Consider the following 15,651-nt stretch of genomic DNA (forward strand, 5'->3'; position numbering starts at 1 on the left):
CCCGGTGTAAAGGTGGCTTTAACCCACAGCTGTCAATCTGCCTGAAACCAAGGCGGAGGTGGCGTTGTGCCAAATGACATGACGGTTGGGGCAGATTTGGTATTGGGGGAAGTCACGGGTCAGGTTCTGGCTGGTGCGGCGCCGGACCCTGTGATGGAGGTGGCGCGCCCGCTGCATCAACTTCCACGGCATCTCTCGCGTCCCCAGAAGGCTGCCATCATTGTGCGTCTGTTACTGGCCGAAGGCGCGGTATTGGCCCTGCAGGATCTCCCAGACAGTTTACAGGGTGAACTGGTCCACCAGATGTCCACCATGCGCTATGTCGACCGGGCGACCTTGAAAGCGGTGATCGACGAGTTTGTTTACGAGATCGAAGAGATCGGCTTGTCCTTCCCCGGCGGTCTGGAAGACACGCTGTCTGTTCTTGATGGCACGATCAGCCCGGCCACCGCCGCACGTGTGCGCGAGCTGTCTGGCGTCGAGATCGCGCATGACCCGTGGATGACGGTTGCGAGCACCCCGATCGAACAGCTTCTGCCCTTACTGGAAAATGAAAGCGCCGAGGTCTCGGCGGTGTTGCTGTCAAAGCTAAGAACATCAGTTGCAGCAGAACTGCTGGGCAAGCTACCGGGGCAAACTGCGCGCAAGATCGCTTTTGCGGTCTCTCTGACCAGCACCATCGCGCCCGATGTGGTCGCGCGGATCGGGCGATCTCTGGCGGAACAGCTGAGCGATCGCCCTGCCAAAGCCTTTGACGATGATCCCAGCGAGCGCGTTGGATCGATTCTGAATGTCTCACCCGCCACCACACGAGAAGAAGTGTTGGATGGGCTAGAGCAGGAAGACACCGAATTCGCCAGCGCCGTGCGCAAATCCATCTTCACCTTCGCCAACATTCCTGAGCGTCTGCAGCCGGGCGACGTGCCGAAGGTCACCAAGGATGTCGACCAAGCGATCCTTGTGACTGCGCTTGCGGCCGCCACTGATGATCTGGAACCTGTCGCGAACTTCATCCTCGATGCGATGTCCAAACGCCTGGCCGAAGGCATCCGGGAAGAAATAACGGAACGTGGACCGGTGAAACCCGCCGACAGGGATGCGGCGATGAACGAAGTAATTGCCCAAATCCGCAACTTGGAAGCAGAGGGTGAGATTACATTGATCACGCCAGACGAAGACGACTGACACCCCCGCTGAAGCTTGCAGGCTGCAGCACTGCCCGTTATGTGTGTCCGGCAGCCCATTCTCATGTTGGGCAACGGACCGGGAGCGACCAAATGGTGCAAGTAAAACGTGGCGTAGGCCCCTATCTGACCCACATGGCGCTGGCCGGTGTTCTGAACCTGCCCCGCATCCTACCCTATAAATTGCGCCTTCCCGTGGTTGGCTGGTTTGCGTCACACATCATCGGTCCCGTCGCGGGCTATGACAAACGTGTTCGCAACAATCTGGCCCTGACCTTCCCTGACATGACTCCGGCCGAGGTCAAGCGCATGGAACGCGCAGTTTTATCCAACGCTGGCCGTTTTCTGGCCGAGATGTGGTCCGGCGAAGATCTGTTCAATCGCATGAAAAACACGCAGCTCAGCGGGCCGGGTGTTGCCGCGCTGGAGCAGGCGAAGGCGGAAGGGCGCCCGATCATCGCAACCTCGGGCCATTTCGGAAACTACGACGCGGCTCGCGCTGTTCTGATCCAGTCGGGCTTCAACACCGGCGCGCTGTATCGCCCAATGTCCAACGCCTATTTCAACGAAAGCTACATCAAGCGCATGGAAGGCTTCGAAGGGAAGGCGTTCGAACAATCCCGCCGCGGTATGGGCAGCATGGTCAAGCATCTGCGCAGCGGGGGGCTTTTGGCGATCCTCTTGGATCAGCGTGAAGATCAGGGCGCCATGCTCAGCTTTTTTGGAAAGCCAGCAATGACCACGCTTGCCATCGCCGAGATGGCCCTGAAATACAACACGCTATTCATCCCGGTCTTCGCAATCCGCAAGGAAAACGGGGTGGATTTTGACGTCGTGGTGGAAGAGCCGATCGAACACTCGGATCCGGAAACCATGATGCAGGAATTCAACGATCGGCTCGAAGCGCGCGTGCGTCAGAACATGGATCAGTTCCTGTGGATCCACAAACGCTGGCAGATGCCGGACAGCGACAATTCAGACGCGTAATCGTCAATCCAGCGCGATGGCGGCCACGATCTCGCCGGGATAGTCGCCCATTCGTGTGGCCTGCAAAAGGATCGCAGCGCTCTGCCCATCCGGGGCCACGGGACTGGGCAGTGAGAGCTCGATCTCGCCCATACCGTCCCATTTTCCGAAGGTTTGAATGTTGGTCACGATATTGGTCGATGTGATCGAGCGACCTGCGTTTTCCCCCCGTTTGACGGCCACAGTCGCCTTGGGCGTGAAATGCACGATCTGTGCAATCACCGGGTCAGGCAGAGGCATATTCGAAACATTGGCCACACGAACAATGCGCCCGTTCTCACCATTGTGGGTCGACAGGCTGACCCGGCCCACAGCCATCTGGTGCCGGTGCAGGATCTCCATCACCTTCATGACATGGCTACCCACGGCCTGATCGACACCGCCGATGACCATCTGAGGCGTATAGATCGACTTGGTCCCAAACCCATAGGCATAGGCCTTTTGGCGCTTGGTGTGCTCGGGCCGGGCAAAGGTGTCTTTCCAGCCGATATAATCCCAATAATCCACATGCATCGCCAAGGGCAGGACATCACTTTGGCGCGACAGCTCGCCCAGAAATTCATCTGCAGGCGGGCAGGATGAGCAGCCTTGCGAGGTAAACAGCTCGACCACCACAACGGGGCGATCTCCGGCGATGGCCAGACCTGTAAAGGTGCTTAGAACTATGCTGATCAATCCGGTCAGAAGTGCCCGCATCGGTGTCTCTTTCTGTTGTGCTCTGATCCCTAGATAGCGATCCCGGGCCTGACCTTCCAATCAAGGATTTGCGAGGTGTTTGTTACAGTTTCCCGCGGAAAGGGAATTTCACCTGCCGCGCTTGAGTATCCACACTGTGCACAGGGCATTACTTCTGGCGTATGTTGCGTGACCTTGCGGGAATTCATGAGGATCTACTCCCAAGAGCACAAAGCCACAGCGACCCGAATCGACGGCGCTTTGTCGTCACCGACCGTGTTCCGTCAGCTATTTCGTACGCTCTCTGCCTATGAAGGATCTACCGCGACCAGTGATGTGCGTCACTGTAGAATGCGCTAGGGCAGGTTAAGCTAACATTAGAAAAACAAACCGTTTCTGTATTGAATTCTAGATCACGGCGACCTGTCAGTTTACCCTGTTCCCAGCGTGATGGGCATATTTCAACCATCACCTATGTTACCAAGTGAGGTCAAAGTTAATTGAGTAGCTTATTTCGACAAATCCCGATTCCAGCGCTGGAATATCTCGGTTTCGCACTCATCATCCTGATGCTGAACTCAGCAAGTTAACGCGCTTCTGCCACCGCAATAGCGGGGCGAATGATGCTTTCCAGAATGCCTTCGGTAATCGGGCCTGCAAAACGTTTCACCACTGTCCCATCGCCCGCAATCACGAATGTCTCAGGCACGCCGTATAGCCCCCACTCCAGTCCGGTGCGACCGTCCGCGTCTGCCATCAGGGCAGCGTAAGGGTTGCCCAACTGGGCCAGGAAGCGTTTGGCATTAGCCGGGTCGTCCTTGTAGTTGATCCCGTTGATCTGCACACCTTCCTCGGCCAACCGTTCCAGCAAAGGATGCTCGGCCCGGCAAGGCGCACACCAACTGGCCCAGAAGTTTACCAACTTCACGCCGCCGGTTTTCAGGTCCTCTTGAGTAAAGCCGGGCTCGCCGTCAAAAGCGGTGACTTGCAGGGCCGGAACGATACCGCCTTCGCGGGTGGACGGAAGCGCATCACGGTCATCCTGCGTCATGCCCCAAAGAAACATGCTGGCCAGCCCAAGAAACAGGACGGGCGGCAGGATCATCAGCCACGAGATACCTTTTTTTGTCTCAGTCATTCCGCTTTGCCCTTTCTTCGGCCGCGTCCAGTTCACGTTTTACTTGGACCGAGCGACGCCAAGTCACAAGGACCAGAGCGATCAAAAGTACGAGAGTGATCACCCATGACGACAGGATCGCGTCGGCGTATTTTCCAAGCTCAAGCATCTTTCATCCTTTCACGAACGTCCAAACGGTGCAGGCGAACCAGACGCAGCTCGGTCCGGGTGCGGATCAGGACGAGGGCGACGAACAGCAGGATGAACCCGGCGATACACAGCAGTAGGGGCTGGTAGTAGACGTTCGACACGTGCTCTTCCTTATCCAGTGACAGAGACGCACCCTGATGCAGCCCTTGGTTCCAGAAGTTCACCGCATAACGGCTAAGCACGGCGAAGACCGAACCGACGATGCACAGGACCGATGTCAGATCGGCGGCTGTATCCGGGTTATCAATGGCCGCCCAAAGTGCCATATAGCCCAGATAGAACAGAAATAGGATTAGGAAGCTGGTTAGGCGTGGATCCCACGCCCAATAGGTGCCCCACATCGGTTGCCCCCAGATCGCCCCGGTGATCAGCGCGATCACGGTCATGGTGACACCAATCAGGGCGGCCGCCTTGGCGGCGCGGACCGAGACATGGTGACGGCGCACGATCCAGATCAGGGATGTTACAAGCATCATTACCCAGATATTGATCGCCATCATCGCGCTTGGCACGTGGATATAGATGATCTTGACCGAGTTGCCGAAATTAGCGGCTTCGGGTGTGAAGAAAAAGCCCCAGATCATTCCCGGGATCAGGGTCAGGGCGCACAGGCCAATCACCCAGGGCAAAACCTTGCCGCTGAGGGCCATGAACTTGACCGGGTTTGCGAATTCCCAAAGTGACATGTGTTTCCTCTGTGGCTTCCTTCAGTCGGTGGCGCAGGCAGCATAGTGCATGTGCCTCGGAATGGTTTGACCTATCTAAGGTTCACACGCAAGGCGGCCGCGGCGGCAAATGGTAGCAGGGCGATGGATCCCGCCGTGATTCCGGCCATCATTAGCAGCGGGGTTGAAGCCGATAGGCCTGCGGTGCCGCGGGTTGCGGCCTCGGCCCCGAAGATCAGGGTTGGGATATATAGCGGCAGGACCAAGAGCGACAGCAGCAAACCGCCGCGCTTAAGGCCCACGGTCAGGGCTGCGCCAAAAGCGCCGATCATCGACAGCGCGGGCGTGCCGATCAGGAGCGTGATGAAGATCCAGTAATGGCCGGGGCTTTCAAGGTTCATAAGCGTCCCCAGCACGGGCGCAGCCAGCGTCAGCGGCAACCCCGTCACCAGCCAGTGGGCCAGCGCTTTGACCGCAACAATTCCCTCCATCGGGATGGGGGCGGTGGCAAGCAGGTCAAGCGACCCGTCTTCAAAGTCGAGCTGGAATATACGATCCAGTGACAATAGGCATGCCAACAGCGCGCCCACCCACAGGATACCCGGCGCGATGCGCGACAAGATCGCGGCCTCGGGGCCGACACCAAAGGGTACAAGGGTCGAGACGATCAGGAAGAAGGCCAGCCCCAGCCCAAAGCCACCCCCTGCCCGCATGGCCAGCCGCAAATCCCGAACCAGCAAAGCGATCATGAAAAGGCCTCGTCGAAATCTGCGTAGGCGTCGCGGGTACCATCCGCACGTGGGCGCTGTGCGTTCGCTTTGAACGGACCGACGTCCAAGGTGTCCGCCTGCAACCCAAGATCGATATGGGTGGCAATCAGAGCCGAACCTCCACCTGCCACATGCGCACGCACCGCGTCCGCAAACAATGCAACCGAGGCCACGTCCAGCGATACAGTCGGTTCGTCCAGTAACCAGATGGGCCGCCCTGTGACCAACAGACGCGCCAGTCCAAGACGCCGCTTCTGCCCTGCTGACAGGTTGGCCGAGGGACGTTCAAGCAGCCCGCGCAGATTGAACCCGTCGACGGCTGGCGCGATATCCGCAATGCCGTGGACCGACGCCCAGAAGCGTAGGTTTTCTTCAACGCTGAGCGTGGCTTTTAGCCCATCGGCATGCGCACCATAGGTAATTTGTTCGGGGTCGGCAGAAACGCTACCAGCCAAAGGGGGTTGCAACCCCGCAAGGGTCCGCAACAGTGTGGTTTTTCCCGATCCGTTCGGGCCACGCAGGATCAACACCTGACCGGGGGACAGGGTAAACTCCAACCCCTCCAGCACCGGCACGCCTCCGCGCGCCACGGTCAGATTTTCGACCCGAAGTTCCATAGGGAAAGCCTTAGACCGGAAGGGCGGCCAGCGCAATGCGGCGGCCCTCGGCAATCAGGACGTTGTAGGTGCGGCAGGCAGCCGCAGATCCCATCATCTCGATCCCGATCCCGGCGTCTTCGAGTGCCTCGCGTAAAGAGGCGGGCGGATGGGCAATTTCGGCACCCGTGCCCAGAAACAGCACGTCGATCTGGTCTTTTAGGGCGGTCAGGGTCGCGATGTCCTCAAGCCCACCCCAGCCAGTTGCGGTTTCCGCCGTGACCAGCACCGGGCCTTCGATCACCTCGCCCGCGACGCGGAAAAAGCCGGGGCCGTAGCTGTCCACCGGTTGCGCACTGTCGTATCGGACTTCGTGAAACTGCATCGGGATCTCCTTAACCTAGGGCAGCGTATAGCCCTGACAGGGCCGATCCTGCAATGATCGCATAGGCAACGCGACGATAGAGCTTTTCATGCTCTGGGTTAAAAATCCAACCGCCAAGCAAATTGCCCGCCAAATTGGGCAGCATCGCGATCAGCCCCAAGGCCAGCGGCATGCCCAACAGTTTCCCCAAGCTCATGAACACGCCCAGCATCAGCACGTCATAGAGAAACAGAAACGCCGTGATATTGGCGCGGATCACCCGCGGATTATGGGGCGATGCCATGTATAACATGATGACCGGTGGACCGGGGATTCCGGCAGCTCCGCCCAACAAGCCAGATGCGCCGCCAGTGGCCCAGACGGTTTTGGATGTCACCTGCCCTTGGTACCGCCAGCCGCTGACAAGGGCCGCCAGCATGGCAAGGCTGACCAAGGATACGGCCAGTTTGAAGATAATCGGATCCACGATGAACAAAGCCGCCAATCCCAGCGGCAATGTTAGTGCCATGCTAAGCGTAAGGCGCACCAAATCCCGCGGATGGCCATCCTTCAACGCGCGCGGAATAGCGGGGGCAGGCCCGGCCAGATCCATTACAATCAGAATGGCAATGGCCCAGACCGGGTCAACGATCTGGGCCGCAACTGGTAGAAAAATCAGCGCTGTACCAAATCCCGCAAAGCCGCGCACCAGCCCGGCCGTAAAGGCAATGGCAAGAAGCCAGCCAAGCCCCGGCAGCGCCAAGGCTTGGGTCAGAAGATCAGGCATCCACATTGGCAAACTGGTTGCCAGCGGTGGCGTCGGGCTTTGACCAATCGCGTTTCACGCCAAGGCGCAGCAGGATGGCCGAGGCCACAAAGATCGACGAGTAGGTCCCCACGATCACGCCCCAGATCATCGCGAAGACGAAGCCACGGATCACATCGCCACCCAGCACATAAAGCGCGATCAGCGCCAAAAGTGTGGTGACAGATGTCATCATGGTTCGGGCCAGCGTTTCGTTGATCGACAGGTTCAGAACCTCTTTCAGGTCCATCTTCTTATAGCGGCGCAGGTTTTCACGCACACGGTCGAAGACAACCACAGTGTCGTTCAACGAATAGCCGACGATGGTCAGAAGCGCGGCGATGATGGCCAGATCGAACTTGATGCCCAACAGGCTGAAAATCCCGATGGTCAACACCACGTCATGCACAAGCGCGGCCACCGCACCCAAGCTGAACTGCCACTCGAATCGCAGCCAGATATAGACCAGAACGGCAGCAATCGCGGCCACAACGGCCAAGACGGCTGTGGTCACAAGCTCGCCCGAGACCTTCGGCCCCACGCTTTCCACGCTGGGGAATGTGATCGCTGGATCAACCTCGGCCAGCGCCTGTTCGATCAGGGTCATGGTCTCCGGCGTGATCGCCTCTTGTCCCTCTTGGGCTTCGATACGGATTTGGCTGACATGCTGGTCAGCGCGGAAGTTCACGTCGTTCACCTGAACAATCGAGATGTCGCCAAGTGCCAGCGGCGTCAGAGCGTCACGATAGCTGCCCACATCCACGGCCTGCGTGCTTTCGGTGCGGATCGTGGTGCCGCCGCGGAAGTCGATACCGAAGTTCAGGCCGATCACAAGGAACAGCACGACCGAAGCGACCATGGCCAGCCCCGAAGCGCCCAGCGTAGCCAGCGAGCGTTTGAAGAAGTCGAACACGCGGCCTTGGGGGGCAAGGCGGATGCCTTTGATCTCAAAGCTACGCGGGCGTTTGCGTTCGAACCAGATGACGACCATCAGGCGCGTCAGGAAGATCGCGGTGAAAACCGAGGTGATGATCCCCAGCCCCAGAGTGACCGAGAAGCCACGTACCGGGCCCGAGCCCATGATGAACAGGATCACAGCGGTGATGAAGGTGGTGATGTTGGCGTCCAGAATGGCCGACAGGGCCTTTTCATAGCCAAGTTCGATGGCGCGAGCGGGGCCGCGACCGGCTTTCAGCTCTTCCCGGATCCGTTCGAATACAAGCACGTTGGCGTCTACCGCCATACCGATGGTCAACACGATCCCTGCGATACCGGGCAAGGTCAGCGTGGCCCCGATCATCGACAGAAGGCCGAAAATCATGCCGACGTTCAGGATCAGCGCGACATTGGCGATCACACCGAACCACCCGTAAGAGGCGACCATGAAGATCAGAACGGCCGCAAAGGCCACCATCGACGCGATCTTACCAGCGTCGATGCTGTCCTGACCCAGTTCCGGGCCAATGGTGCGTTCTTCAACGTAAGTCAGCTCGGCGGGCAGAGCACCGGCCCGCAAAAGCACGGCCAGATTGGTGGATTCTTCGATCGAGAAGTTACCGGTGATGATACCGGACCCGCCACAGATCTGCTCATTGATCCGCGGAGCCGAGATGACCTCTTCATCAAGCACAATCGCGAACGGGGCACCCACATTGGCACCAGTATAGTCACAGAACAGACGCGCGCCCGAGACGTTGAACCGGAAGTTCACTGCAGGCTGGCCGTTTTGGTCAAATGCGGGCTGGGCGTCGTTCAATTGCTCGCCGGTCACAACCGGGGTCTGTTCCAACACATAGTACACACCTTCGTCATCCAACGACGGATAGATTACATTGCGCGGACCGGGTGTGGTCGTTTCATCGGTGGTACGGTTCACGACCGGATGGAAGGTCAGCTTTGCAGTCTTCCCGATGATTTCTTTCAGTTCCGACGCCGAACCGATACCCGGCACCTGAATCAGAATGCGTGTGTCGCCCTGACGCTGAATGGTCGGTTCACGGGTGCCAACCTCGTCCACGCGGCGGCGAATGATTTCAAGCGATTGCTGGATGGTGCGGTCGTCGGTTGCAACGCGCTCAGCCTCGGACAAGGTGACGACGAACTCGCCCTCACGACCGGTGTTTACCTCGATATCGGTCGAGCCGACACCAGACAAGCTGACCACCGGCTGCGCCAGACCGCGCACAAGTTCAATCGCTTGCGGCAACGCCTCGGGCTTCGAGATTTTCACGCGTAGTTCAGATGGTGCGCTGTCCTGACGGCGGATCGTGCCGATCGTGGCGCGTTCATCCCGCAGAGCATTGCGGATCTCAGGCCAGTAGCCATCCATCCGCGCTTCATAGACGTCTTCGACCTGAACCTCGGCCAGCAAGTGCGCACCGCCGCGCAGATCGAGACCCAGATTAACCAGCGCATTCGGCGCCCAATCGGGCCAGGCAGAGCGATCCGCTTCCAGCTCAGGCGTGGTGCCCGTGGTTTCGATCGTGGCCACCGCATCATTATGCGTCTCAACGCGGTCATAAAACCCGTTTGGCGACGCAAAATACAGGCCAAGGAGCACGAGCCCCCAGATCACAAGACGTTTCCAAGTTGCGATTTGAAGCATGTGCCCCTGCCCTATAAATTCTTGTTATTCAGTTGTTTGGGTCGGAAAACCCGCACCGATCAGCTTTCGACCGGCTCGGTTTTACCCATGACGTTCACGATGGTCGAACGCACAACGCGGACTTTCACACCCGATGCGATTTCAACTTCGACCTCTGTGTCGTCTTTAACCTTGGTGATCTTGCCGATCACGCCGCCCTGCGTCACGATCTGATCGCCCTTGCGCAGCGCACCAAGCATCGACTGATGCTCTTTCATTTTCTTCTGCTGGGGGCGGATCATGAAGAAGTACATGATGGCAAAAACCAGCACCATGGGGACCAGCATCCCGTTCAGAAGTCCACCCGCAGGCGCGCCCGCAGCTTGTGCAAAAGCAGGAGTTACAAACATCGTTATGTCCCTTTCTTCGTGGGCTGGTCCCTGTGCCTGCCCGAATGTCCGGCGCACCCTATATGGGGGTCTGAGGGTTGTCCAGCAAGCAGCGGGGTGGATTTCTCTTCCCCCCGGCGCGCCCATCTGGCATATGCGCGTCAGGTATAATCAAAGGACAGATCCATGCATGATATCCGCCTGATCCGCGACACCCCCGAAGCGTTCGACAAGGCTATGGCCCGTCGGGGCCTTTCGGCACTGTCGGGCGAGGTTTTGTCACTGGATGAAAATCGTCGCGCAGCCATTCTGGCCGCCGAAACCGCTCAGGCCGAGGCTAACAAGGCTGCCAAATCCGTCGGGGCTGCGAAAGCGTCGGGCGACGAGGCCGAGTTCGAGCGTCTGCGCGCCCTTGTTGGTGAAAAGAAAGCCGAGATCGCCAGCCTGAACGAGCAGGCGAAAGAACTGGACGGCAAGCTGACCGATCTGCTGATGGGTCTGCCCAACATCGTGGCCGATGACGTGCCGGATGGGGAAGACGAAGACGACAATGTCGAAATCAACCGCTGGGGCACCCCGCGTGAATTCGCATTCAAGCCGGTTGAGCACTATGAACTGCCCGCTGTGCAGGACGGTCTGGATTTCGAAACCGCCGCGAAACTGTCTGGCTCGCGTTTCATGGTTCTGTCGGGCGCCGTTGCCCGCCTGCACCGCGCTCTGGCTCAGTTCATGCTGGACGTACACGTCAATGACAACGACCTGACCGAGACTTGGACCCCGGTTCTGGTCAAGGAAGAGATGATGCGCGGCACGGGTCAGCTGCCGAAATTTGGCGAGGACAGCTATCAGACAACCAACGGCTGGTGGCTGGTGCCGACCGCCGAGGTGCCGCTAACCAATATCGTCAACGGTGCAACGGTCGAAGAAGGCTATCTGCCCCGCCGTTATGTGGCCCACACCCAGTGTTTCCGCTCGGAAGCGGGCTCGGCTGGCCGTGACACCGCAGGCATGCTGCGTCAGCACCAGTTCGAGAAAGTCGAGATGGTGTCGATCACCAAACCGGACGAGAGCGAAGCCGAACACAAGCGTATGACCCGCTGTGCCGAGGACATTCTGGAACGTCTGGGCCTGCCCTATCGCACTGTGGTTCTGTGCACCGGCGATATCGGCTTTGGCGCGATCCGTACGCACGATATCGAGGTCTGGCTGCCCGGTCAGAACACCTACCGCGAGATCAGTTCGATCTCGACCTGCGGCGACTTCCAAGCGCGTCGCATGAACGCACGGATGAAGCCCACCGAGGGCGGCAAGCCTGTGTTCCTGCACACGCTGAACGGCTCGGGCCTTGCAGTCGGCCGCGCGCTGATCGCTGTTCTGGAAAACGGTCAGGAAGAGGACGGATCGGTCACCGTGCCCGCGGCGCTGCACCCCTATCTGGGCGGCAAAACCCGGATCACGGCGGAAGGTCAGCTGGCCTAAGCCCCTGGTCTATTTCAAAAGATCCTCGATGACGGGATCAAGGGTGCGCGGACGATAAGACGTCTGACGCACCCTTTCTTTTGCGGCTCCTGAAATCTGGCGGACCGGGCTGTTGGGGTCGTGCAGAAGCGTGCGATCACACAGCAACAGCCCCCACAGATTACGCCAGACGGGTTGCAGTGCAGCCCCCCGATCATCCGCGTTCACATCAGCGACGGTCAGAAGGCCTTGCAGCCGCGACGGGTTGAAATCCAGCGCGCGTTCCTGCGCCCCCGCGACGATCCACGCCGTTGGAAAAGCGGACAGTTCCGGGGCTGCGCCCGATCCACCGACAATCCCGTGATTGCCCGCAAACCACAGCTGCTGATAACGCGAGGTACTGCCTGTGATCTCTCCGTTCAGCTTGTCCAGATTGGTCCAGAGCGCGGGCGGAAAGTGCTTGCGCCGCTCGTCAATCGCCACCGCATGACGCGCCGCACCGACGGACCGCGATAGGTCGGCATCGTGAAACGCGTAGCGCGCATTCAGGAAACGGGCGAGTGGGCCGAGGAACGCAGGCACCCCCAGTGCGCCCACCGTATCCCAGACGCCGACATAGGTGATATCCAGCAGGTGACAGTCGATCCCCTGCACCCTGCGCCATTCCGCGTCCTGCGGGCTGGTGGCAACCTCAGGCGACATGGATAGACGTGCCGCCATAGTGGGTTCGCTGTCGGGGTGCGAGTTACGGCCCTCGCGCGCACGATACATGCGCATCGCCTCGGGGATCATATCGGTTCGGTTGGATGGCAGAATGCCCGCCGTGCGGATCAAGCCTGCAAGCGAGCGCGCAGTGTACGCCCCACGGGAAAAGCCGAAGATATAGATCTGATCGCCGGGTTCATAGGTAAACAGCAGAGCGCGATAGGCTTCCAGAATACGGTCATCCAAGCCCCAGCCAAGCGCGCCACCAAGGACCTTGTCCATGAACCTGGACACCTTGGTCACGCCCTGCCCACTGCCCACACCGGGCAGATAATGCACGACCTGTGTAACGCCATCGCGTGCGGTGGGTCGGATCGCCTGCGCGATGCGCAACACATGGGCGGGGTTGCGCGCGTCGGATCGGTTCCAGGTTCCGTCACAGAAAATGGCGATGCGTTTCATATCAGCCTCGGTTTTGGATACCGAAGCTTAGCATGCCACGATGGGTTGAGAAATCTTTTGACGAGACGGGCTTAGTCCAGCGTGACGCCCTTACGCCCCGCCAGATCCGTAAAGTATTGCCACGCCACACGGCCCGAACGCGCCCCGCGCGTGGCTTGCCATTCAATCGCCTCGGCCCACAGGGTGTCGTCATCAATCTCGACCCCGTAGGCGGCACAATAGCCGCGGATCATCGACAGGTATTCGTCCTGATCACAGGGATGGAAACCCAGCCACAGGCCGAAACGATCCGAGAGCGAAACTTTCTCTTCAACCGCTTCCGAAGGGTTGATCGCTGACTGACGCTCGTTCTCGATCATGTCCCGCGGCATCAGGTGGCGGCGGTTTGACGTGGCATAAAAGACCACGTTGTCCGGACGACCCTCGATCCCTCCATCCAGCACGGCTTTTAGCGACTTATAGTGCTGGTCGTCGTGGCTGAAGGACAGGTCATCACAGAACAGCAAAAAGCGATATTCAGACCCGCGCAAAAGGTTCAGAAGGCGCGACACCGAGGGCAGGTCTTCGCGCTGCAACTCCACGATCTTCAGGGGCTTCCCGCGGTTCAGAATCTCGGCATGGACGGCCTTGACCAAGGACGATTTCCCCATGCCCCGCGCGCCCCAAAGCAGCGCGTTGTTGGCGGGTAAGCCATCGGCAAATTGCAGGGTGTTTTCCAAAAGCGTATCGCGCGAGCGGTTCACGCCGACCAGCAGCTCCAACGCGACGCGCGAGACCTTCTGAACGGGTTCCAACCGGTCCGGCGAGACATGCCAGACGAAAGCATCCGCACTGTCGAAATTCGGGGCCTCGAACGGCGCGGGTGACATGCGTTCCAATGCCTCGGCAATGCGTTTCATCATGTCCTGATCCGCCATTGGGGTAGTCCTTCCTACGATCGTAAATCTTGGACCTTTAAAGCGCGGATGGGGCGGATTTTAAAGGTCTAAGAAATCCCGCAGATGAAAAAAGCGCGCCCAATTGGGCGCGCTTTGAATTCTTATGACCTACGAGGGATCAGCGGCCGGTTTCGACCATGCCCGGATCATCTTCGGGATCATCATCCGGACCACCATCGGGGTCGTTGCTGGGATCCTCGTCCTCGCCGTCATCCTCGTCTTCGTCGAATTCGGCCATCAGCTCGTCTTCGACTTCCTCGTCGTCCTCGTCGAACCACAGACCTTGGGCGCGCAGATCGGCTTCGCGCTTTTTCTCAACCCGCTTCACCAGTTGGATCGAAATTTCATAAAGGCCGTAGACTACAACGAACAGAATGACCTGCGTGATGACATCGGGCGGCGTAACCAGTGCGGCCAGAACAAGAATGCCCACGACGGCATATTTACGGACGTCCGCAAGACCTTGCGAGGAGACCAGACCGGCCTTACCCATCAGCGTCAACAGCACGGGCAGTTGGAAGCAGAGACCAAAGGCCACGATGAACTTGATCGACAGGCGCAGGTATTCCTGCACAGAACCTTGGAAATCGATTGACGCCTCGACCCCAGTTTCAGCGACGTTACCGGTTTGCTGGAAGCCAAGGAAAAAGTCGAAGGCCAGCGGCATGACCACGTAGAATGCGAATGATGCCCCGATCAGGAACATAATCGGTGAGGCAAGCATGAAGGGCAGAAACGCGTTCCGTTCGTTCTTATAAAGGCCCGGCGCCACGAAGCGCCACAACTGGTAGCTGATATAGGGAAAGGACAGAACCAAGCCCCCAAACAGCGAGATCGAGATCGCCACAAAGAAGCCTTCTTGCAGCTTGATCAGGATCAGTCCGCAATCGTCCTGACCACGCTCAGCCATGGTCGAGCACAGCGGCTCGGTCAGGAAGTTGAAAATCGGATTCCAGACCGTAAAGCAGATCACCATGCCGATGATGAAAGCAATGGCAGAATGGATCAGCCGCGTGCGCAGCTCGGCCAAATGCTCGATCAGCGGGGCCGAGCTGTCTTCGATCTCGTCAGTGTCGCTCATGCGTCAGATGTGTCCGTGGATTTGGGCTTGGCCGCCGGTTTCTTCGCAGCCGGTTTCGTGGCGGCTGGTTTCTTAGCAGGTGCCTTTTGGGGGCTGGGCTTTTTCGCGGCGGGTTTCTTGGCAGCGGGTTTCTTGACCGTCTTGGACTTGGCTGCGGGCTTTTCGGCCTTGGCATCCTTTGCCTTCGCTTTCGCAGCGGGCTTGGCGCTGGCAGCGCTGATTTTCTCGGCGGCCTTGGCGGTGTCTTCCGCCAGCTTGGCGCGCTCCTCGGCCTCTTTGGCTTTCAAGGACGCGTCTGTTTCTTTCTGGTCGCGCCGGGCCTTAGAGGGGTCCCATTTCTCGAACCCATCTGCGGCTTTGTTCAGCGCATCCAACCCCATCGACTTGGGTGAGGTGGCCGATTTCAACGTGCTGGCAATGTCTTTTGCCCCACTTTCATCCGCCGCGTCGTTCATCGCCTGCGTAAACTCGCGCCCCATCTGGCGGGCACGGGCGGTGAAGCGGCCAAGCGTGCGGAACATGCCGGGCAGGTCCTTGGGACCCACCACAATCAAAGCCACCACGCCGATGACCAGAAGCTCGGTAAACCCGATATCGAACATAGGCAGCGCCTTTCCTTAGG

General features: G+C 59.0%; 17 protein-coding genes. 3 read left to right on the forward strand and 14 right to left on the reverse strand.

Annotated features, from left to right (window positions below):
- Positions 1-78 precede the first annotated feature (78 nt).
- Positions 79-1,185 carry a flagellar motor switch protein FliG gene (locus G0Q00_RS05675; protein WP_239058326.1) on the forward strand — a complete coding sequence of 369 codons (1,107 nt, stop codon included), beginning with the start codon at positions 79-81 and terminating at the stop codon, positions 1,183-1,185.
- A 92-nt stretch (positions 1,186-1,277) separates the two neighbouring features.
- Positions 1,278-2,171: a lysophospholipid acyltransferase family protein gene (locus G0Q00_RS05680; protein WP_163037179.1), complete on the forward strand. Its 894-nt coding sequence runs from the start codon at positions 1,278-1,280 to the stop codon at positions 2,169-2,171.
- A 3-nt stretch (positions 2,172-2,174) separates the two neighbouring features.
- On the opposite strand, the gene G0Q00_RS05685 is transcribed toward G0Q00_RS05680, so the two are convergent.
- The 10 genes from G0Q00_RS05685 to yajC form a co-directional block, all read right to left on the reverse strand.
- Positions 2,175-2,906 (reverse strand): thioredoxin family protein, encoded by a 732-nt coding sequence (locus G0Q00_RS05685; RefSeq protein WP_163037181.1) that lies wholly within the window; start codon positions 2,904-2,906, stop codon positions 2,175-2,177.
- A gap of 565 nt (positions 2,907-3,471) precedes the next feature.
- Complete coding sequence (locus G0Q00_RS05690) at positions 3,472-4,023, reverse strand: DsbE family thiol:disulfide interchange protein (protein ID WP_239058327.1); 552 nt, start codon at positions 4,021-4,023, stop codon at positions 3,472-3,474.
- Positions 4,016-4,171: a heme exporter protein CcmD gene (ccmD, locus tag G0Q00_RS05695; RefSeq protein WP_163037183.1), complete on the reverse strand. Its 156-nt coding sequence runs from the start codon at positions 4,169-4,171 to the stop codon at positions 4,016-4,018. The genes G0Q00_RS05690 and ccmD overlap by 8 nt, the downstream gene beginning before the upstream one ends.
- Positions 4,164-4,898, reverse strand: coding sequence for a heme ABC transporter permease (locus G0Q00_RS05700; protein ID WP_163037185.1), 735 nt, complete (start codon positions 4,896-4,898; stop codon positions 4,164-4,166). Before G0Q00_RS05700 ends, ccmD begins: the two co-directional genes overlap by 8 nt.
- A 71-nt stretch (positions 4,899-4,969) precedes the next feature.
- A complete protein-coding gene (gene ccmB, locus G0Q00_RS05705; RefSeq protein WP_108855698.1) occupies positions 4,970-5,626 on the reverse strand; it encodes a heme exporter protein CcmB in 657 nt (218 codons plus the stop codon).
- Entirely contained in the window at positions 5,623-6,264 is a 642-nt protein-coding gene (gene ccmA / locus G0Q00_RS05710) for a heme ABC exporter ATP-binding protein CcmA (protein ID WP_163037187.1), read from the reverse strand. The genes ccmB and ccmA overlap by 4 nt, the downstream gene beginning before the upstream one ends.
- A 10-nt stretch (positions 6,265-6,274) precedes the next feature.
- Positions 6,275-6,628: an Mth938-like domain-containing protein gene (locus G0Q00_RS05715; protein ID WP_163037189.1), complete on the reverse strand. Its 354-nt coding sequence runs from the start codon at positions 6,626-6,628 to the stop codon at positions 6,275-6,277.
- Positions 6,629-6,638: 10 nt separating this feature from the next.
- Positions 6,639-7,394, reverse strand: coding sequence for a sulfite exporter TauE/SafE family protein (locus tag G0Q00_RS05720; RefSeq protein WP_163037191.1), 756 nt, complete (start codon positions 7,392-7,394; stop codon positions 6,639-6,641).
- A complete protein-coding gene (secD, locus tag G0Q00_RS05725) occupies positions 7,387-10,017 on the reverse strand; it encodes a protein translocase subunit SecD (protein ID WP_163037193.1) in 2,631 nt (876 codons plus the stop codon). Before secD ends, G0Q00_RS05720 begins: the two co-directional genes overlap by 8 nt.
- 59 nt (positions 10,018-10,076) lie before the next feature.
- Positions 10,077-10,406 (reverse strand): preprotein translocase subunit YajC, encoded by a 330-nt coding sequence (gene yajC, locus G0Q00_RS05730; RefSeq protein WP_163037195.1) that lies wholly within the window; start codon positions 10,404-10,406, stop codon positions 10,077-10,079.
- Positions 10,407-10,571: 165 nt separating this feature from the next.
- Here yajC and serS point away from each other — a divergent pair, with 165 nt between their 5' ends.
- Complete coding sequence (gene serS / locus G0Q00_RS05735) at positions 10,572-11,864, forward strand: serine--tRNA ligase (protein WP_163037197.1); 1,293 nt, start codon at positions 10,572-10,574, stop codon at positions 11,862-11,864.
- A 9-nt stretch (positions 11,865-11,873) separates the two neighbouring features.
- On the opposite strand, the gene G0Q00_RS05740 is transcribed toward serS, so the two are convergent.
- The 4 genes from G0Q00_RS05740 to tatB form a co-directional block, all read right to left on the reverse strand.
- On the reverse strand, positions 11,874-13,010 hold the full coding sequence (locus G0Q00_RS05740; RefSeq protein WP_163037198.1) for a DUF2235 domain-containing protein: 1,137 nt from the start codon (positions 13,008-13,010) through the stop codon (positions 11,874-11,876).
- A 71-nt stretch (positions 13,011-13,081) separates the two neighbouring features.
- Positions 13,082-13,927, reverse strand: coding sequence for an ATP-binding protein (locus G0Q00_RS05745; RefSeq protein ID WP_163037200.1), 846 nt, complete (start codon positions 13,925-13,927; stop codon positions 13,082-13,084).
- A gap of 139 nt (positions 13,928-14,066) precedes the next feature.
- Positions 14,067-15,029, reverse strand: coding sequence for a twin-arginine translocase subunit TatC (tatC, locus tag G0Q00_RS05750; protein ID WP_163037202.1), 963 nt, complete (start codon positions 15,027-15,029; stop codon positions 14,067-14,069).
- A complete protein-coding gene (tatB, locus tag G0Q00_RS05755; protein ID WP_163037204.1) occupies positions 15,026-15,631 on the reverse strand; it encodes a Sec-independent protein translocase protein TatB in 606 nt (201 codons plus the stop codon). The genes tatC and tatB overlap by 4 nt, the downstream gene beginning before the upstream one ends.
- Between the last annotated feature and the right edge of the window lie 20 nt (positions 15,632-15,651).

The organism is Aliiroseovarius sp. PrR006, from assembly GCF_010500215.1.
GTDB lineage: Bacteria > Pseudomonadota > Alphaproteobacteria > Rhodobacterales > Rhodobacteraceae > Aliiroseovarius.